The 19,489-nt window shown below is 31.4% G+C and carries 17 protein-coding genes and 1 pseudogene; 17 read left to right on the top strand and 1 reads right to left on the bottom strand.

Translation table 11 applies throughout. The features are described 5' to 3' along the window. Position 1 precedes the first annotated feature (1 nt). The 10 genes and pseudogenes from B2741_RS05765 to B2741_RS05720 all read left to right on the top strand — a co-directional run bounded on the left by B2741_RS05765 (position 2) and on the right by B2741_RS05720 (position 11,849). Positions 2-1,084: an EpsG family protein gene (locus tag B2741_RS05765; RefSeq protein WP_291136266.1), complete on the top strand. Its 1,083-nt coding sequence runs from the start codon at positions 2-4 to the stop codon at positions 1,082-1,084. Next, positions 1,081-1,950: a glycosyltransferase family A protein gene (locus B2741_RS05760; RefSeq protein ID WP_291136264.1), complete on the top strand. Its 870-nt coding sequence runs from the start codon at positions 1,081-1,083 to the stop codon at positions 1,948-1,950. Before B2741_RS05765 ends, B2741_RS05760 begins: the two co-directional genes overlap by 4 nt. After that, positions 1,947-3,053 carry a glycosyltransferase gene (locus tag B2741_RS05755; RefSeq protein WP_291136262.1) on the top strand — a complete coding sequence of 369 codons (1,107 nt, stop codon included), beginning with the start codon at positions 1,947-1,949 and terminating at the stop codon, positions 3,051-3,053. The genes B2741_RS05760 and B2741_RS05755 overlap by 4 nt, the downstream gene beginning before the upstream one ends. Beyond that, entirely contained in the window at positions 3,043-4,188 is a 1,146-nt protein-coding gene (locus B2741_RS05750; protein WP_291136260.1) for a glycosyltransferase family 4 protein, read from the top strand. Before B2741_RS05755 ends, B2741_RS05750 begins: the two co-directional genes overlap by 11 nt. 108 nt (positions 4,189-4,296) lie before the next feature. After that, positions 4,297-4,893, top strand: a pseudogene (locus tag B2741_RS05745) (sugar transferase); the annotation flags it as partial. After that, positions 4,876-5,511, top strand: coding sequence for an acetyltransferase (locus B2741_RS05740; RefSeq protein ID WP_291136460.1), 636 nt, complete (start codon positions 4,876-4,878; stop codon positions 5,509-5,511). The pseudogene B2741_RS05745 and the gene B2741_RS05740, both read left to right, overlap by 18 nt. A gap of 1 nt (position 5,512) precedes the next feature. Then, a complete protein-coding gene (locus B2741_RS05735; RefSeq protein WP_291136258.1) occupies positions 5,513-6,646 on the top strand; it encodes a DegT/DnrJ/EryC1/StrS family aminotransferase in 1,134 nt (377 codons plus the stop codon). Between the two features lie 67 nt (positions 6,647-6,713). Beyond that, a complete protein-coding gene (locus tag B2741_RS05730; protein WP_291136256.1) occupies positions 6,714-8,678 on the top strand; it encodes a polysaccharide biosynthesis protein in 1,965 nt (654 codons plus the stop codon). A 60-nt stretch (positions 8,679-8,738) separates the two neighbouring features. Then, positions 8,739-9,506 (top strand): polysaccharide biosynthesis/export family protein, encoded by a 768-nt coding sequence (locus B2741_RS05725; protein WP_291136254.1) that lies wholly within the window; start codon positions 8,739-8,741, stop codon positions 9,504-9,506. Between the two features lie 3 nt (positions 9,507-9,509). Further along, positions 9,510-11,849 carry a GumC family protein gene (locus B2741_RS05720; protein WP_291136252.1) on the top strand — a complete coding sequence of 780 codons (2,340 nt, stop codon included), beginning with the start codon at positions 9,510-9,512 and terminating at the stop codon, positions 11,847-11,849. Here the strand turns inward: B2741_RS05720 and B2741_RS05715 are convergent, their stop codons facing one another. Next, positions 11,850-12,584: a tyrosine-protein phosphatase gene (locus B2741_RS05715; protein WP_291136250.1), complete on the bottom strand. Its 735-nt coding sequence runs from the start codon at positions 12,582-12,584 to the stop codon at positions 11,850-11,852. 136 nt (positions 12,585-12,720) lie between these two features. Between B2741_RS05715 and B2741_RS05710 the strand changes: the two genes are divergently transcribed. The 7 genes from B2741_RS05710 to B2741_RS05680 are packed head-to-tail and all read left to right on the top strand — an operon-like array spanning position 12,721 to position 19,489. After that, positions 12,721-13,590 carry an ABC transporter permease gene (locus tag B2741_RS05710; RefSeq protein WP_291136248.1) on the top strand — a complete coding sequence of 290 codons (870 nt, stop codon included), beginning with the start codon at positions 12,721-12,723 and terminating at the stop codon, positions 13,588-13,590. A 7-nt stretch (positions 13,591-13,597) separates the two neighbouring features. Then, positions 13,598-14,890 carry an ABC transporter ATP-binding protein gene (locus B2741_RS05705; RefSeq protein WP_291136246.1) on the top strand — a complete coding sequence of 431 codons (1,293 nt, stop codon included), beginning with the start codon at positions 13,598-13,600 and terminating at the stop codon, positions 14,888-14,890. Continuing rightward, entirely contained in the window at positions 14,869-15,456 is a 588-nt protein-coding gene (locus B2741_RS05700; RefSeq protein WP_291136244.1) for a CatB-related O-acetyltransferase, read from the top strand. The genes B2741_RS05705 and B2741_RS05700 overlap by 22 nt, the downstream gene beginning before the upstream one ends. After that, the gene (locus tag B2741_RS05695; RefSeq protein ID WP_291136242.1) at positions 15,449-16,264 is read left to right on the top strand and encodes a polysaccharide pyruvyl transferase family protein; all 816 of its coding nucleotides are present in this window, start codon (positions 15,449-15,451) and stop codon (positions 16,262-16,264) included. Before B2741_RS05700 ends, B2741_RS05695 begins: the two co-directional genes overlap by 8 nt. After that, positions 16,261-17,289 carry a glycosyltransferase family A protein gene (locus B2741_RS05690; RefSeq protein WP_291136240.1) on the top strand — a complete coding sequence of 343 codons (1,029 nt, stop codon included), beginning with the start codon at positions 16,261-16,263 and terminating at the stop codon, positions 17,287-17,289. The genes B2741_RS05695 and B2741_RS05690 overlap by 4 nt, the downstream gene beginning before the upstream one ends. Beyond that, a complete protein-coding gene (locus B2741_RS05685) occupies positions 17,286-18,359 on the top strand; it encodes a glycosyltransferase family 2 protein (protein ID WP_291136238.1) in 1,074 nt (357 codons plus the stop codon). The genes B2741_RS05690 and B2741_RS05685 overlap by 4 nt, the downstream gene beginning before the upstream one ends. Beyond that, positions 18,356-19,489 carry a glycosyltransferase family 4 protein gene (locus tag B2741_RS05680; RefSeq protein WP_291136236.1) on the top strand — a complete coding sequence of 378 codons (1,134 nt, stop codon included), beginning with the start codon at positions 18,356-18,358 and terminating at the stop codon, positions 19,487-19,489. Before B2741_RS05685 ends, B2741_RS05680 begins: the two co-directional genes overlap by 4 nt.

The raw sequence follows: 19,489 nt of genomic DNA, 5'->3' as shown, positions 1-19,489 counted from the left end.
TTTGGAAAGCTATACATCACATGATTGGTTATTATTTTGGGCTTACGGAAGTTTTGCCTTAGTGTTTTTATATAGTCTTCGTATAGTGTTAAATAAGCAAATAGCATTTAATACGGTTCCTTTTATTCCGTATCAATTTAATTACTTCATTTTGTTTTTTGGGGCTTTATTTTTTGCCAATGAGCCTATAGAAATTTATTCAGACAAATGGAATTATCAAAACATTTTCAATTCCATCATCGATAATAATACAACAAAGTTAATGAACACAGAAAGTGGTTTTTATTTTTATAATAAAATCATTGCGGCTTTTACGAATACTTCTTTTGTGTATTTTTTTATCACTGCTTTTTTGTATATTCTAGGATATTTATATTTCATAAACAAAACTTTTGCACCAGCTTATAGAGGTTTGGTTTTTGTTCTTATGATTGCTTCTTTAGGATTTTATGGTTATGGAACTAATACTATTAGACAAGGATTGGCATTATCTATTTTCATGTTTTTCTTCATGGAAAAAAAAATTAGTTTAAAGTTAATCTTAGGTTCCTTGATTGCAATACTTCTTCATAAAAGTTTATTATTTGTTGTAGTGGTTAACTTTTTTGTAATTAAATACAATCGAAAAGATAATTTTATTTTTGTTTGGGTTCTCTTTTTAGTCTTGTCAATTATATTAGGCGATACATTTGTTGATTTTTTTGGTGATTTTCTAATAGATTCAGACGCTAGAATGAACAGCTATTTGAATGATGAATTTGAAAGTTATGAAGCAGGCTTTAAAATTAATTTCTTGGTTTATTCCATGTTGCCAATTTTATTTGGTTTGTATGTTAAAAGAAAAGGTTTTGAAGATTCTTTTTTCGACAAAATATTTTCTTTGTATATATTAATAAATGCTTTTTGGCTTTTAGTTATTCGATTGCCTTTTACTGATCGATTTGCTTATTTGAGTTGGTTTTTGATTCCTTTTATCGTAATTTATCCTTTCTCGAAAAGTAAAAACTTTCAGCATCAAAATTTTTGGATTGCAGGGTTAATGGTAGTTATTGCATTTGTAAACTTGTTAATATCTACAAAATGATAACGATTTTTACACCTACATATAATCGAGCTCATTTATTAGAGCGACTTTATAAAAGTTTATGCCATCAATCTAATAAAGATTTTGAATGGGTAATTGTAGATGATGGTAGCGTTGATCATACGGAAACAGTAATAGAAAGTTTTCAATTGGAAAATCAAATTTCAATTCAATTCTACAAACAAGAAAATAGCGGAAAACATATTGCCATAAATAAAGGCGTCTCTTTAGCAAAAGGTGAATTGTTTTTTATTGTAGATAGCGATGATTATCTGTCAGAACACGCTATTGAAGAAGTTTGTTTTTACTTTAATAAGATAAAAAAAATACCATCAATTGTCGGCGTTGCGGGTAGACGTATGTATGCTGATTTTTCAATTGTTGGAACTTCAAATTATGAAGAATTAATTAGTAATTCTCTGGATATTCGTTACTCCCACAAAGTAACTGGTGATTTGGTTGAGGTCTTTAAAACAGAACTACTAAAAAAATATCCGTTTCCAGAAAGTAAAGGTGAAAAGTTTTGTCCAGAAGCGCTAGTTTGGAATCGCATTGCTCTAAATTATGATTTGCTTTTTTTTAATAAAGGAATTTATATAACCGAATATTTAGAAGGAGGTTTAACTTCTTCAATAGTCAAAATTAGAATGCAGTCTCCAAAATTGTCTACGCTTTACTATGCTGAATTGGAACATTTTGATATTCCTTTCTTCCAAAAGTTAAAGGCAAATATAAATTTTTGGCGCTTTTCATTTAACGTGTCAAAAGATTGGTTTTCAAATTGGAATTGTGTGTCCGTTTTTAATTCTATTATCGGTTTGCCTACAGGATTTTTCATGTATTTAAATGATAAGCGTAAATTATGAGAGTTTTGCAAATCATAAATTCACTAGGAACAGGCGGAGCAGAAAAACTATTGCTTGATACGATTCCTTTGTATCGTGCTCGTGGTATTGAGATGGATGTTTTGTTACTTTGGGACAATGATGCTATGTTTACTCGTGAACTTAAAAAAATGAATTGTTGTAAAATTCATATCATTAAGAAATCCAATCGTATTCAAGATATTTATAATCCGTTTGTTGTTTTTAAGATAGCCAAACTTTTAAAACAATATGACTTGGCTCATGTTCATTTATTTCCGGCACAATATTATGTTGTTTTTGCTAATATATTGAATGGCAGTAAAACTAAATTGGTATTTACGGAACATAATACTACTAATACAAGATTACAACGGAAAATTTTCAAAGGCATAGAAGAATTTATATACAAACGATATGATAAGATTGTTTGTATTACTGAGGAAATCAAGCAGATTTATTCAAATTATTTGCCAAAATTTCAGTCAAAATTTCAGGTAATTCAAAATGGAGTGGCAATTGATAAAATTCAAAATGCAATTCCTTATTTAAAAGAACAGACTCCTTTTTGTTTGAATACTACAGATAAGATTATTCTGCAAGTTGCTGCGTTTCGTGCTCAAAAAGATCAGCCTACATTAATAAAGGCTATGTTAAATTTAGATAACTATTTCAAATTATTTTTGGTCGGAGATGGTGATAATCTTGAAAACTGCCAATTACTTTGTAAGGATTTAGGATTAGAGAATCGCGTTTTTTTTCTCGGACAAAGAAATGATATACCACAATTACTTAAGACAGCAGATTATGTAGTTCTGTCTAGTTATTATGAAGGACTTTCATTAGCATCCATTGAAGGTTTAGCATCTGGAAAACCATTTGTTGCTTCCGATGTTTTAGGTTTGCACGATATTGTAAAAGGGTATGGACTTCTATTTGAACAAGGAAATTCAGAACAATTAGCTCAAATTATTAATTCTTTAGACTTAAATAGAATATTGTATGAAGAAGTAGCAGCTTCAGGTATGGCTAGAGCTAATGAATTTGACAACAACAAGATGATTTTAAAACATATAGAATTGTATAAAGCAATATATGAAAACTAAAATTATCCGTACATCAACTGTGGCTATGTCACTTAATCTGCTTTTGAAAGGGCAACTAAAATTCCTTTCAAAACACTTTGATGTACTTGCTGTTTCTGGGTATGATGCTGATTTAGAAACGGTTAAAGACAGGGAAGGAGTTCCGGTTGTTTCAGTTGCTATGAAACGTTCTATTGCTCCTTTTCAAGATTTGATTTCTTTGTATAGATTGTATAAATTATTCAAAAAAGAACAACCAACCATTGTACATTCCATTACGCCAAAAGCAGGATTGTTATCTATGGTTGCTGCTAAATATGCCAATGTACCTGTAAGGATTCATACGTTCACAGGTTTGGTTTTTCCTGCTAAAAAAGGACTTTTCCAAAAATTATTAATTCTAATGGACAAAGTTTTGTGCTGGCACGCTACTCATATTATTCCAGAAGGAGCTGGAGTGAAACAGGATTTGTTAGATAATAAGATTACAAACAAACCGCTAGAAGTTATTGCGAATGGCAATGTAAATGGTATTGATACGACTTTTTTTAATTCTAATACAATTTCAGAGCAACAGCAACAAAGCCTAAGAAATGAATTGGGAATTGATTCTTCTGATTTTGTTTTTGTTTTTATTGGTCGATTAGTTACAGATAAAGGAATTAATGAATTAGTTCGAGCTTTTCTTTCGCTAGCAATACCAAATTGTAAACTGCTTTTAGTTGGATCGTTTGAAACGGAAGATCCATTACAACCTGAAACCTTAAAAGCAATTCAGCAAAATGATTCTATTCTGTCTGTTGGGTTTCAACAAGACATTCGCCCTTACTTAGTGATAAGCGATTGTCTGGTTTTTCCTAGTTACCGTGAAGGTTTTCCAAATGTTGTAATGCAAGCTGGAGCCATGGGTTTGCCTAGTATTGTAACCAATATTAATGGAAGTAATGAAATTATTATAGATGGATTTAACGGAACTATTGTGCCTAGCAAGGATGTAACTGCTTTATTGCGAGCCATGATTCGTATGAAAGAAGATGAAACTTGGAGAAGTCAATTGCAATCAAACGCCAGATCTTCAATTATCACTCGATATGAACAAAAGATGGTATGGGAAGCACTTTTGATAAAATACAAGGAATTTTTAAAAGTACAATAGTATTATTGCCTTATTAAAAATTCACATCTGTATATTGTATAAGACAATCGTCGTTTTACCATTTTTTTTCAATATTTTTACCGTCTCAAATTAGCAAACCAATCTGTAATGTACAGCACTTTTTTTAAGCCTTTATTAGATTTTATTTCGGCCTTATTGGGTTTGCTTTTGTTTAGTCCTATTTTTGTATTTATTACTATTGCGCTTTTTTTTGCTAATAATGGGAAACCCTTTTTTCTTCAAAGACGACCTGGAAAAAATGGAGAAATTTTTACTATCATTAAGTTCAAAACAATGAATGATAAGAAAGATAAAAAAGGCAATTTGTTGTCTGATGCTGAACGATTAACAGCCATTGGGAAATTTGTCAGAAAAACTTCTTTAGATGAAATTCCTCAGTTATTCAATGTTTTGAAAGGTGATATGAGTTTAGTAGGACCAAGACCTTTATTAACACAATACATGCATTTGTATTCGCCCTATCAAAATCGACGTCATGAGGTAAAGCCTGGAATAACAGGCTGGGCACAAGTAAACGGAAGAAATGCAATTGATTGGGAAACCAAGTTTGAATTAGATGTGTTTTACGTTGAAAATATTTCTTTTACCTTAGATGTGAAAATCTTGCTAAAAACAGTAAAAAAAATTGTAATCAAAGAAGGGATAAATGCTCAAAATTCAGCTACGATAGAACCCTTTAGCGGAACAACTTCTGTTTATGTTTTTGGTGCGGGTGGTCATGGAAAAGTAGTTTTGGATGTGCTTTTATCGGAAAATAAATATGTTGTCAAAGGAATTTTAGATGATGGGCCAAAATCAGACACTTTATTTGGAATTCCCGTTAAGAAAAATTTTAATCGACAAAAATTACAAGCTCGAAATTGTATTGTTGCCATTGGAGATAATGCAATACGAAAAAAAATAGTTACAACTTTAGATACTAATTTTATTATGACCATTCATCCCAATGCTATTGTGTCCAAGTTTGCCAAGATTGGACCCGGAACTCAAATTATGGCAGCAGCAGTCGTAAATCCAGATGCTGTAATTGGAAATCATTGCATCATTAATACAGGTGCTATTGTAGAGCATGATTGTAGGGTAGAAAATTATGTGCATGTGGCTCCAAATGCTTGTTTGGGTGGAAATGTTACGGTTGGCGAAAAAACGTTAATTGGTATAGGTGCTACAGTCATACCTAATGTTACCATTGGAAAGAATGTCACTGTTGGAGCAGGTTCTTTAGTGTTGCAAGATATTCCAGATAATGCAGTTGTAGTTGGGGCTCCAGCAAAAATTATTAAATATCAAGATTTGAACTAAAATGAAGGAAAAAATATGGCTATCCTCTCCTCATATGGGTGGAACGGAACAAAAATACATACAAGAGGCTTTTGAAACAAATTGGGTAGCTCCTTTGGGACCTAATGTTAATGGCTTTGAGTTCGACTTGGAAAACTATTTGAGTAATCAAGTTCATGTTGCGGCCTTAAGTTCTGGAACAGCTGCTTTGCATTTGGGACTTATTTTGCTGGGAGTACAACAAGGTGATGAGGTTATTTGTCAATCGATGACTTTTTCAGCAACTGTGAATCCAATAGTGTATTTAGGTGCAACTCCAATTTTTATTGATAGCGAATTGGATACTTGGAACATGTGTCCCATTGCATTAGAAGAAGCTATTCAAGATAGAATTGCAAAAGGGAAGAAACCAAAAGCAATCATTCCTGTTCACTTGTATGGAATGCCAGCAAAAATGGATGAAATTATTGCGATAGCTAATCGTTATGAAATCCCAGTTTTAGAAGACAGTGCAGAAGCTTTAGGAAGTGTATACAAAGGTCAAAAATGTGGCACGTTCGGAAGTTTAGCTGCCTTATCCTTTAACGGAAATAAGATTATTACCACTTCTGGAGGTGGCGCTTTGGTAACAAAATCAGAAGTTATAAAAGAGAAAGCAATTTTTTTCGCCACTCAAGCAAGAGATGCCGCACCGCATTATCAGCACAGTGAAATTGGTTACAATTATAGATTAAGTAATATTGCTGCCGGCATTGGTCGTGGTCAAATGGAAGTCTTAGAACAACACGTGGATTTAAGAAGAAAATGGAATCAACGTTATCTAGATTTTTTTGCGACGATTCCAAATGTTACTGTTTTGAAAGAACCTTCAAACGATTTTTATTCGAATCATTGGTTAACAGCAATTGTTTTAGCATCTTTTGAACAACGAGAAGCATTGCGATTTGAATTTGAATCTCAAAATATAGAAACTCGACCTTTATGGAAACCTATGCATTTACAGCCAGTTTTTGAAATGTATCCATTTTATGGTACTTCGGTGGCAGCATCTTTATTTGAAAATGGTTTGTGTTTGCCTTCCGGTTCTAATTTGACTGAAAATCAGTGGGAAAGAATTGTTCTTGTTTTAGAGGTTTTTTTTAAAAATAAAAAGTAAAGCTTTAAATCACAATCACTTTGATAAGTTGTTGTATTTTTGTAACCCCAATTTAAATACTATTTAATTGTCAAAATTTAACTCAAATACTGCTAAAAAATCAATTTTTAAGGAATTAACTAAAGATTTTTTTGAAAATCGATTCAGTAATTTAGCCTATTTGCCACGATGGGTTATTTTCTGTATTGATATGGTTATAGTAATGTTTGCTGGTATAATAACCTATTTTATCGTTGCTAATTTAACTTTTAAGAGTTATGATACTTATTCTGTTTCCATCCGATATTTTATAACACTTTTAACTTACGCTTTTTTCTTTTTTGCTTTCAGAACCTATGCTGGGATAATAAGACATTCGAGTTTTATTGATGGAATGCGCTTGTTGTTGGCTACCTCTTTTGCGTTTTTTTCATTAGTGGTTTTAAATTATACTCATTTTTTTGTTCATGAAACGAAGATTTTTTTAATGCCTGAACTTTTTATTCACGGTGTTATATCATTTGTTCTTCTGTTTTTATTTAGAATTTTGGTAAAGTTTTTATTTGAGACCTACGTTGAATTGGAGAACAAAGACCAAATAAAAAAAATTGTTGTTTTTGGTATTGATGCAAATGCTTTTGCGTTAGCGAAAGCCTTAAACTCTGAACAGCCAAAACGATATAAAGTTGTGGCATTTATTGAGAAAACAAATGCTAACAGAACCAAACAGGTTTTAGGATTACCAATCGTAAGCTTCAAACAAAATGCGTCTGAAATTATTAGAAAATTCGATGCTACCGGTATTATTTTAAGCGATTATACACTAACTAAAGAAGAGCAATTAAAAATAGTAGACGATTGTTTGGAGCATAACTTTCAAGTGCTTTCAACACAAACAGTAAAGAATTGGGAAGACCAAAAGAGTATCACAAAAAATATTAAACAATTTGATATTAAAGATTTACTGGAAAGACAACCTATTGTTATTCAAAATAAATTGATATCAAAACAAATTCATAATAAAACGGTATTAGTTACAGGTGCAGCTGGATCTATTGGAAGCGAAATTGTTCAACAAGTTTTAGCTTTTGAACCTGCAAAAATTGTTTTGGTAGATCAAGCAGAAACACCATTGTATGAATTAGGTTTGTTAGTAAAACCCAATCTACAAAACACTACTTATATTCCATTTGTCGCCGATATTAAAGATGCTTTTATAATGGAGCAAATTTTAAGTAAGCATCAACCAGATGTTATTTATCATGCAGCTGCTTACAAGCATGTACCTATTATGGAAACCAATGCTTATCAAGCGGTTTTGACCAATGTTTTAGGAACAAAAATACTCGCAGATTTAGCTATTAAATATCAAGTGGCTTCGTTTGTTATGGTTTCTACTGATAAAGCGGTAAATCCTAGTAATGTTATGGGAGCAAGCAAGAGAATTGCAGAATTATACGTGCAATCCTTATTTATGCAATCACAATCAAAATCTTTAAGAGCGACCAAATTCATTACCACTCGTTTTGGTAATGTTTTAGGTTCAAATGGTTCTGTCGTGCCTTTATTTACAAAGCAAATTCAAGAAGGTGGACCTATAACCATAACGCATCCTGATATCATTCGCTATTTTATGACGATTCCCGAGGCATGCCAGTTGGTTTTAGAGGCTGGTTCTATGGGTAATGGTGGTGAAATCTATATTTTTGATATGGGACAACCGGTTAGAATAATTGATTTAGCCTATAAAATGATTCGTCTTGCTGGATTTATTCCAGAAGAAGATATTAAAATAGAAGTGGTAGGATTACGTCCAGGAGAAAAGTTATTTGAGGAATTACTAAACGACGCTGCTAAAACATTACCAACTCACCATGATAAAATCATGATTGCTCAAGAATACAATGTAACAGATTTTGATTCTTTTATATCGCAATTAGAAAATTTGATGCAATACGCAAAAAAAATGCAGTCTGATGAGGTGGTTGCCGAAATGAAAAAGATTGTTCCAGAATTTAAAAGCAGGAATTCGGTATATGAAAACCTCGATTAATTTGATTTCTTGAAAGTTTAATAAAGTGCGTTATATTTGCACAGTTTTATGATACAACATATGAAAAGAATATTTTTTTTATCAACTTGGATATTTTTGTTACCTTTTTTATTTTTTTCTTGTGCTTCAAGAGAGAAGATAGTGTACTTACAAAGTCCTATTTCAGTTTCAGAAACGTCAGAATTTGAAACCAAAATTAAACCAGACGATATTTTAGCCATTGTTGTTAGTTCAGAAAACCCAGAAGTATCGGCACCTTATAATTCTGTAGCTGTTACGCTTCAAAATTCAAACTCAGATTCCGACCAATCAAATCAAATTCAAACGTATTTAGTGGATAAAAATGGATTCATAGAATTTCCTGTTTTAAAAAAGATTAAGCTATCAGGTTATACTAAAGAACAAGCAATAGATTTGCTAAAAGAAAAGCTAAAAGACCATGTTGCAGATGCGAGCATTAATCTGAGAATTTTAAATTATAAAATTACGGTTTTAGGTGAAGTTAATAAACCAGGCACTTATCCAATACAAAGCGAGCGAATTACACTCTTAGAAGCATTAGGTCAAGCAGGAGATTTAACCATCTACGGAAAGCGCAATAATATTTTAATTATAAGAGAGGAAAACGGTAAAAAAATATCACAACGTGTTGATATTACAAAATCAGATTTCATCAACTCGTCTTATTATTATTTAGTACAAAATGATGTTATTTACATCGAACCTAACAAAACTAAAATTAATTCATCAACTGTAGGACCTAATATTGCCATTGGAATATCTGCCCTGTCATTAGTTGTAACAATACTTGCTTTAACTATTAACTAAATCATGCAACATCAAATTCAAAATAAAACTAATTTTAATTTTAAAGAGGAACTAGTAAAGTACGTTTCTCAATGGAAATGGTTTGCGATTAGTTTTTTTATATGTTTGTCAATAGCGTTTGCTTATTTACGTTACACGGTGCCTACATATAAAGCTGTTTCGAATATCATGATTAAAGATGAGCGAAAGTCGGGTATTGCATCTGAATTGGCGGCTTTTTCAGATATTTCTGCAATCTCTAGTGCAAAAAGTACTGTTGACAACGAGTTATATGTATTACGTTCTAAATCGTTAGTAGGGAAAACCATATTAGATTTGAAATTGCAATATGCCTACTATGGTGTAGGTCGCATTTTGTCAGGAGAAATGTATGGTGATTTACCATTTGAATTAACTATTCTAAATGATTCAATACAGGCGCCTATAAATCAATACTTTTCTTTTTTTATTACGCCAAACAAAAAAGGTTTTGCTATAGAAGATGAAATTTCAGGCGAAGTTTTGTCTAATCAAAAATATAATTTTCCGTTTGTCTTTATGGGGCAAAAAATGATAGTTAAAGAAAATCAAATTCATGAAACGGAGTTAGGAAAGAAAGTGTTAGTTAAAGTATTTCCTTTTGATGGTTTAGTGGAGAGTTACTACAATCGTTTACAAGTAACGGCAGCAGACAAATATTCATCTGTTTTGTTTTTGTCTTTTACAGATGCGGTTAAAGGCAAAGCAGCCGATTTTTTAGATAAATTGGTAGAAAATTACAATTTAGATGGAATAAACGACAAAAAGTTTGTTTCTGAAAATACTCTTGAATTTATAGAGAATAGATTAAATCTAATAACACAAGAACTTTCAGGGGTTGAAAAAAATCTGGAAACTTTTAAAAAAGAAAATAAAGTAACTGATATTGTTTCTGAAGCGGAGTTGTACCTAGGTTCTGCAAGCGAACTTGAAAAAGCATTTGCAGCAAAGAGTACACAAGTGCAAGTTATTTCTACGCTTCAAGATTATCTTAAAAGTACTTCTTTAAATGATGTACTTCCAACAAATTTGATTAGCGGAGAAGCTAGTGATCAAATAGCATCTTACAATGCATTGGTGATTCAAAAGCAAAAAATGGCTACTTCTGCCGGACCTCAAAATAAAACCATTCTACAGTTAGAACAAAAAATAAAGGCATTACAAGTTACAATTTCTACAAGTCTTCAACAAATGAAACAACAATTAACTATTGAGTTAAATGGACTTCGAAGACAAAATAATACGATGGCAAGTAGAATTTCTAAAGTGCCTACACAAGAATTAGAGTTCAGAGATATCAACAGGAGACAAACTATTAAAGAGTCTTTGTATTTATATCTTCTTCAAAAAAGAGAGGAAACGGCTATTACTTTGGCTGTAACAGCTCCAAATGCAAAAATTATTGATCGTGCTTTAGTTTCAAATGCTCCTGTTTCTCCAAACAGACAAATTATTTATTTGGGTAGTTTGTTTTTAGGTTTTTTATTGCCATTTTCGGTGATTTATTTGAGAGATTTAGTAGATACTAAAATTAAATCTAGATTGGATTTTGAAAAAATTACCTCAATACCTGTTATTGGTGAAGTTCCCAAATTGGATGCCGGAAATCTAATTACAAATGATAATCTGAGAAGTGGAACAGCTGAGGCATTGCGTATAATTCGAACAAACTTAGAGTTTTTCTTTACCAATAAGCCTGAAGGAAAAGGAAAGAAAATATTTGTAACTTCTACTTATCCAAAAGAAGGAAAAACATTTATATCGGTAAATTTAGCAACCATTTTGGCACAAACTGATAAAAAAGTGTTGTTAATGGGATTAGACATTCGTAATCCTAAAATATCAGAATATATAACAACGCCTACTAAAGGAATAACAAGTTATATTTCATCAAAAGAAAAGGTAGTGTTGAAAGATTACATCTATCCGTCTGGAATTGCAGCTAATTTTGATGTTTTGCCAGCTGGAATTATCCCGCCAAATCCTTCTGAATTACTGATGTCAAAAGCACTAGAAAATTTATTGGCTGAGATTGAAGATATTTATGATTATATTGTGGTAGATACAGCGCCTATTTCACTAGTAACCGATACAACACTAATTGCCAAATATGCCGATGTCTTCTTGTATGTTACAAGAGCTAACTATTTAGATAGAAGAATGATTCCTTACATTGAAAAATTATATTCAGATCAAAATTTACCTAGTATGTCGGTACTTGTCAACGATACACAGGTTAGTACAACTTATGGTTACGGTTATGGTTACGGTTATGGAGTAGAAGAAAAATCTATCCCTTTTTGGAAAAAATGGTTCCTAAAATAATTATTTAAAAAATACATTTTTAGACATAGCCTCTTCTAAAGTTTGATGGTTTTTGACTGTCACTTTGTTTTGAAAAGCCGCTACGTGATTTTTGTGATGAATATCAGAACCTACAAAATCATATAGATTTTCTTTTAAAAGATAATCAGCAATTTCAGCTACATTTTTACCATAGTAGCCTACGGTAGCTAATAAATTTAACTGAAATAAGCAGCCTGCTTTTTTTAGTTTTACAAATTCTTTTTTATTGGAATGAAAGTAATTGTAACGCTCCGGATGTGCTAAAACCAATTGATATCCTTTTAGTTGCAACTCAAAAAGAAAATCATATAACTGAATTGGCGCATTCAAATACGACATTTCAATTAGAATGAAATTATCTTTCAGAGAAAGTAGTTTTTCTTGTTGTGCTAAACGCACTAAATTTTCATCCAAAAAATATTCAGAGGCATATTGAAGCGATACTTGTTTCGAAAGTTCAGGTAGTTCACTATGAACTAAATTGTATGCATCACCAATTGATGCTGAAGTATTATCCCACACATTTTTCATCGTATGTGGCGTAGTAATCACTTTTGAAAAGCCAAAATCAATCATCGACTCCAATAAAAATTCAGAATCTTTAATTTTTTGAGCCCCATCGTCTATTCCTGGTAAAACATGAGAATGAATATCTACATATCCTGATGGAATTAATTCGGCTAATTTAGGTTTAGATTTAAAAAGCGATAACATGATTTGGAATTTGCTACAAAATTAAACTATTTGTATTAATATTTGATTATCAATTGGCTATTATCCATTCAATAAGTTTGTATCGTAACCAAAATAGTTTAATTTTGAAACGTTAATAAAGAAAGTACCCTAATTCATGAATAAAACTGAATTTTCAGAAGAAGAATGGTTGTTTGAGATAGCTCCAAAAGACAAGTTTTTCTCGTTAAATCTTAAAGAAGTTTGGCGTTATCGAGATTTGCTTATGTTGTTTGTAAAACGCGATGTGGTAACAGTTTACAAGCAAACTATTTTAGGACCATTGTGGTATTTAATTCAGCCTTTATTTACCTCTGTTATTTTTACAATTATTTTTAATAATGTGGCTGGTATTAAAACAGGAGATACACCTGCTTTCTTATTTAATTTAGGAGGTGTAATGGTTTGGAGTTATTTTACTTCTTGCTTGAATGATACATCAGATACTTTTAAAAAAAATGCCTCCATATTTGGTAAAGTTTATTTTCCAAGACTAATAGTTCCTTTATCTATTGTAATTTCTAATTTGGTAAAATTTGGTATTCAGTTTCTAATTTTTGTTGCTTTCTATGTGTTTTATCTAACACAAGGAATGAAAATGCAACTTACCACATCAACACTTTTTTTTCCAATATTAGTTGCCATTATGGGAATACTAGGTTTAGGATTAGGAATGATTATATCTTCATTGGTTACTAAATATCGCGATTTAAGTTTCTTGGTAGGGTTTGGAGTACAGTTGTTAATGTATGTTTCTGCAGTAATGTACCCAATGGCTTTGTTAAAAGAAAAATTGCCCGATTTCGGTTGGTTAATTGAATATAATCCTTTAGCTTATGTTATTGAAACCGCACGTTATATGTTGTTACATGAAGGAAGTATTTCTGTTTCAGGTTTGCTTTATACAGCAGTTGTAACAATCGTTGTGTTTTTTGTAGGGTTATTGATTTTTAATAAAACGGAAAAGAGTTTTATTGATACAGTTTAGTAAGAGAATGAGTAAAAAAGACATCATATTAAAAGCCGAAAATATTTCTAAACAATACCGTTTAGGAACTGTGGGTACTGGGACATTGAGTCATGATTTGAATCGATGGTGGCATACTATTCGTGGAAAAGATGATCCTTATTTGAAAGTGGGAGAAACTAACGATAGAAGCTCAAAGGGAAACAGCGACTATGTTTGGGCATTACAAGATATTAATTTTGAAGTAAATAGAGGAGAGGTTTTAGGTATTATTGGAAAAAATGGTGCTGGAAAATCAACCTTGTTAAAGATATTGTCAAAAGTTACCGCTCCTACAACAGGAGTAATTAAATCAAGAGGAAGAATTGCTTCTTTGTTAGAAGTAGGTACTGGTTTTAATCCTGAATTAACAGGTAGAGAAAACATCTATTTAAATGGGGCTATTTTAGGAATGACTAAAAAAGAAATCACCTCTAAGTTAGATGAAATTATCGCTTTTAGTGGTTGCGAACGTTATATTGATACGCCAACAAAGCGCTACAGTAGCGGAATGACCGTTCGTTTGGCTTTTGCAGTAGCTGCATTTTTAGAGCCTGAAATTTTAGTTGTTGACGAAGTATTAGCTGTTGGTGATGCCGAATTTCAAAAGAAAGCCATTGGTAAAATGCAAGACATTTCTAAAAGCGAGGGCAGAACTGTGTTATTTGTGAGTCACAACATGGCGGCAGTTAGAAGTTTATGTACAAGAGGAATGTTGATTGAAAATGGAAAAACTATTTTCTTTGGGGATATTGATGAAACTATCGATTTATACTTAAAAAGTAGTATTTTTTCGTTTAATAGTAATAATTATATTGAGTTTGATGAAAAAGAAACTCCTATTCAAATTTCCAAATTTGAAGTTAGTTCATTGAATTCAAAAGGAGAACGTTCAAATTCAAGTGGTGTTTTAATGGGGAATATTTTAGAGTTTTCCATTTTTGTGTTGACAAATCAAGCGTATAATAATTTAAAAGCCAGTATTATTATTTCAACAGCCAGTGGTACAAGAATTGCGGCAATACGCTCACACGAAATAACAGATTTTATTTTTGATTCAAATGGAGATTTTGTTTTTAAAGCAACTGCTTCAGATTTAAAATTAATGCCAGGTGATTACGTAGTTACAATTGCTTTGGCAGAAAATAATACTACTATTGATATAAAAGAAGAGTGTTTAGGTTTTACAGTAGTACCTAATGATGTTTATGGAACAGGAAGAATTCCAAAAGGGAATTTATATGTTTATTCTGATGCGAAATGGGAATTAAATCAAAAATAAAATATTGGTTATCAAAAAAGTTGAAAAATGTATTGGAATACGAAAAACTTCCAGTACCAATTCAGCCAACTAAAAATATTGAAGTTGGTAAAGACACTTTTCACAATGGAAATTTTGAAATAAGAGGTTCTGATAAAATTAAGATTGGTTCATTTTGCGCATTAGGTAGGGATATAAAATTTATTACATCTAATCACGATTATAATTTTGCAGTCATGCAATATGGTTTTTACAAAAAATATTTTCAAGAAAAACCAAAAAACGTTAATCTTCAAACAAACCAATTTTCAATAGAAATAGGAAGTGACGTTTGGATTGGTGACAATGTAAGTGTTTTACCAAATGTTAAAATTGGTCATGGCGCTATAATTGGAACGGGAAGCGTAGTTACTAAAGATGTTGAGCCTTACACTATTATTGGGGGAGTTCCAGCAAAGTTTATAAAAGACAGATTTCCTGAAACTTCAAAAAAAATACTTCTAGCTTCAGAATGGTGGAACTGGGATGACGAAAAAATAAAGGCAAATAAAGATTTCTTCTTTAAAAATTATAATGCTAATGAATAAAATTCATGTTTATTGGTGGGCACTCAAAGCACAAGGAGAGATTGATAACTATGGAGATATTTTAGCTCCATTTTTAGCAGAAAAATTATCTGGTAAAAAAGTGGTTAAAGTTTCGCATCCTATGCAACGCTGGTATAAATGGTTTATTAAGCATTATGTTACCGTTGGAAGTGTTATTTGCGCTGCCAGTAAAAATTCAATTGTTTGGGGAAGTGGCATTATAAAAAAAAATGAAAATGTTAGAGCTGCAAAATTTGTAGCTGTTAGAGGGCCAAGAACTAGAAAGCGTTTAATAGAATTAGGATATCAAGTTCCAGAAGTATATGGAGATCCTGCTCTTTTGTTACCAAAATTCATCTCAAATGTAGCAGAGAAAAAATATGCATTAGGAATTATTCCGCATTATGTTGATTACGATACTGTTGTTGCTCAATTTAAAGATGACACAACAGTTAAAATAATTAATTTAATGACTAATGATGTTGTAAAGACAACTCAAGAAATATTAGAATGTAAACAAATTATTTCTTCTTCTTTACACGGAGTAATTGTTTCACATGCGTATGAAATTCCAGCTTTATGGGTTAAATTTTCTAATAAATTAGCTGGAGATAACGTAAAGTTTTATGATTATTTTGAGTCATTAAATATCACGTATTCTCAAGAATTTTACGTTAATCCTTCTGAAAGTTCGATTGCTGATTTTGAAAAACTGTTAAATGAAAATACTTCTGTTTTATTGCCATCAAAAGATAAGTTAATACAAACACAAGAAGCTTTATTTGCTTCGTGTCCGTTTAAAAAATGAGAAAAGGAGCAAATATTTCAAAGGATGTATTATTAAACCCGAGTGTTTCTTCTCATCGGGTAATTATTCCTTTGTATATTCCAAATGAAGAAGATTATTACAAAGAAGCCTATCAAATATTTGAATATTGTTTGTTTTCGGTTATTAAAACTAGCGCAACTCAATTAAAAATATCCGTAATAAGTAATAACTCATGTGATTCGGTAAACGACAAACTTTACGAATTACAAAAACAAGGATTTATTGATGAGTTAATTATTGAAAAAGAAGCTATCGGAAAAATCAATAGTATTCTAAAAGCACTAAGAACAGCTGAAGAACGATTAATAACTATTACTGATGCCGATGTTTTGTTTTGTAATGGTTGGGAAGAAGCCGTTTCGAAAGTTTTTGAAGCATTTCCAAAAGCAGGAGCTGTTTCGCCTGTGCCCGTTTTTAGAAAACATTTCCACTTAACCGCTAATATTTGGATTCGAAACCTTTTTTCAAAGCGTCTCTTTTTTAAACCAGTTAAAAATATTACCGCATTAACCAGATTTGCTAACAGCATTGGTTGGCCTTGGCTTGATGAAAAATGGAAAGATACAATAGGAACATTAACCTCTAAAAACGGAACCGTTGCTGTTTTGGGTTGTCCTCACTTTGTAGCAACTTATAAAAGAGAAGTTTTTCAAGAATTGCCTAAAGAGAACAGCAAATTTAAATTAGGTGGCGACAGCGAATATTTATATACAGATGAACCTGTTTTAAAAATGGGAGGCTATCGTTTGTCAACATACGATAATTATGCGTATCATTTAGGAAATCAAATAGAACCTTGGATGAATGAAATATATAATTCGGTTCTAGAGGTTTCAAAAAAAGAAAACGAATATTCTAAACTTAGTATTTTAGAAAAAAATCGATTAGAATATTTGTTTTCAGAATATCTATTTAAAAAAATATTGTACTTTAAACCTATAAAAAGAATGCTTTTAAAAAGCAAAGGTCTAACGTCAACACAAATAAATAATTTCACATCTTGATTACCTTAGTTTTAACCAATAGAAATCGCGATATCCGAATCATTAAAAATTGTTTAGATTCTCTTCAAAACCAATCTGATATTGATTTTGAATGGTTTCTTGTTGACTATGGTTCAAACGAAACGTATTTGAACGAACTAAACGCATTAGTGCTTCTGTATCCTCAAATTCAATTTATTTCTTGTCCTACTTCAGGTCAGTTATGGAGCAAATGTCGTGCTATCAATATTGCGCTTCAAAAGGCTACCCAACCTTATTTTGTGGTAGGTGATATCGATTTGATTTTTCATCCAAAATATATTGAAACTTTAAAAAGTGTAGCAAATCCTAATGTCGTACATTATTTTCAATACGGATTTTTAAATGAAACAGAATCGGTTAAAAAACAAAGTTTTGAAGATTTTAAAGTCGATTTTAAAGGAGGTAAAGATGTAACAGGAAATACCATGTTTCCAACCGAAGTTTTAAAAAGCGTCAATGGTTTTGATGAGTTTTATCAAGGTTGGGGCGCAGAAGATACCGATGCGCATATTCGAATGCAAAATTTAGGATTACAAGTTGCATTTTATGAAGAACAAATTCTGGTTAAACATCAATGGCATCCAAAAGCGTATCGCAGTAAAAAGAGTACACATCCTTATCATTCACAATTAGAGCGAATCAATCATGCTTACATGATTCAAACACAAAAAAATAAGCGTACGGTAGTTAATCAGTATCAAAATTGGGGACAATTAACCCATGATGCCGATTATCAAAAGTTGCAATTTCCAGAAAAGAAAATAATTGTTTCCTCTTCCTCACTTCAAGTAAATGCTTTATTAGCCCAATTGAAAAATTTTAAAAATGAAGTAATTCTAATAGAAATTCATGACCTTTCTAGTGCAGAGAAAAATAAAAATCGCATCAAAAGAATTCTAGGGAAAAAAGCACTGCCTTTTTATAAAATGGAATATGTAAACAATCTAGTTTTAGAAGAAATTATAAAAAATTATCGCAATTGTCCTTATCGTTATTCGTTTGATAGACAAACTAATAAAATTGTTTTAGTTCTAAATTTTGTAGCATGAAAATTTTAATGGTTTCCATACCTACTTTGCATTTCTTTCGTTGGGCCAATCAATTACAAGATGCCGGACATGAAGTGTATTGGTTTGATATTACAGGAATGAGCCAGCCCGTTTCTAAAATTTCATGGATAAAACAAAAATTAGATTGGAAATTAAAATGGGATTATCCAGGACGCCTATTGGTTAAAAATAAGTTTCCGAAATTATATAAATTCATTCAGCAATTTAACGAAAAAGACACGGCGAAAACTTTTGAAAACTATTTGAATGAAATTCAACCCGATGTTGTGCACAGCTTTGCTTTGTATTTGTCTTGTTCTCCAATAATTGAAGTTATGGAGAAAAATCCAACTCAAAAATGGATTTATTCATCTTGGGGAAGCGATTTGTTTTACTTTCAAAATGAACCCACTTATTTAAAAGATATTAAACGTGTTCTACCACGAATTAATTATTTGTTTACCGATTGCCAGCGCGATTATGAAATAGCCAAACAGTACGGATTTACAGGTGAATTTTTAGGTGTATTTCCCGGTGGCGGCGGTTTCGAGTTGAACGAAATGGAAAAATATAAATTACCCATTTCACAACGAAAAAACATTTTAATAAAAGGTTTTCAAGGTCGTTCAGGAAGAGCGATTCCGGTTTTAAAAGCGATTGCAACTTTAAAAGAACAATTACTTAATTTTGAAATTGTAGTTTTTGGATCTGATCCTCAAACTTTTGAATATGTAACTAATTCGGAGTTAAAAAAGTGGAAGAATTTTCAAATTTTAGGAAAAATTCCTCACGAAGAAGTACTAAAATTAATGGGTAAATCCTTAATCTACATAGGAAATAGTAATTCAGATGGCATGCCTAATACGATGCTTGAAGCTATTTTTATGGGAGCATTTCCAATTCAATCCAATCCTGGTGGTGCTACTGCTGAGTTAATTCAAAACGGAGCGAATGGTTTGTTGATTGAAGATTGTGAAGACGTACAAAAAATAAAAGAAATTGTAAATCACGCTATCAATAATTGTAATTTTGAAAAAGCTGAAAGTTTAAATCAAATAGAAATTGTTCCAAAGTTACACTACATAAAAGTTAAAAATGAAGTGATTTCTATCTATAAAAAATTAAATTAA

It is taken from the genome of Flavobacterium sp. UBA7663 (genome assembly GCF_002483315.1).
Taxonomy (GTDB): Bacteria; Bacteroidota; Bacteroidia; order Flavobacteriales; family Flavobacteriaceae; genus Flavobacterium.
The sequence above is the reverse complement of the archived record's forward strand: the minus strand, read 5'-3'. Positions and strand labels throughout refer to the sequence as shown.

Coding starts and splice junctions, on each gene's coding strand:
- B2741_RS05760 (WP_291136264.1), top strand. CDS start 1,081: ATGATAACGATTTTTACACCTACATATAATCGAGCTCATTTATTAGAG.
- B2741_RS05755 (WP_291136262.1), top strand. CDS start 1,947: ATGAGAGTTTTGCAAATCATAAATTCACTAGGAACAGGCGGAGCAGAA.
- B2741_RS05750 (WP_291136260.1), top strand. CDS start 3,043: ATGAAAACTAAAATTATCCGTACATCAACTGTGGCTATGTCACTTAAT.
- B2741_RS05735 (WP_291136258.1), top strand. CDS start 5,513: ATGAAGGAAAAAATATGGCTATCCTCTCCTCATATGGGTGGAACGGAA.
- B2741_RS05725 (WP_291136254.1), top strand. CDS start 8,739: ATGAAAAGAATATTTTTTTTATCAACTTGGATATTTTTGTTACCTTTT.
- B2741_RS05720 (WP_291136252.1), top strand. CDS start 9,510: ATGCAACATCAAATTCAAAATAAAACTAATTTTAATTTTAAAGAGGAA.
- B2741_RS05715 (WP_291136250.1), bottom strand. CDS start 12,584: ATGTTATCGCTTTTTAAATCTAAACCTAAATTAGCCGAATTAATTCCA.
- B2741_RS05710 (WP_291136248.1), top strand. CDS start 12,721: ATGAATAAAACTGAATTTTCAGAAGAAGAATGGTTGTTTGAGATAGCT.
- B2741_RS05705 (WP_291136246.1), top strand. CDS start 13,598: ATGAGTAAAAAAGACATCATATTAAAAGCCGAAAATATTTCTAAACAA.
- B2741_RS05700 (WP_291136244.1), top strand. CDS start 14,869: ATGGGAATTAAATCAAAAATAAAATATTGGTTATCAAAAAAGTTGAAA.
- B2741_RS05695 (WP_291136242.1), top strand. CDS start 15,449: ATGAATAAAATTCATGTTTATTGGTGGGCACTCAAAGCACAAGGAGAG.
- B2741_RS05690 (WP_291136240.1), top strand. CDS start 16,261: ATGAGAAAAGGAGCAAATATTTCAAAGGATGTATTATTAAACCCGAGT.
- B2741_RS05680 (WP_291136236.1), top strand. CDS start 18,356: ATGAAAATTTTAATGGTTTCCATACCTACTTTGCATTTCTTTCGTTGG.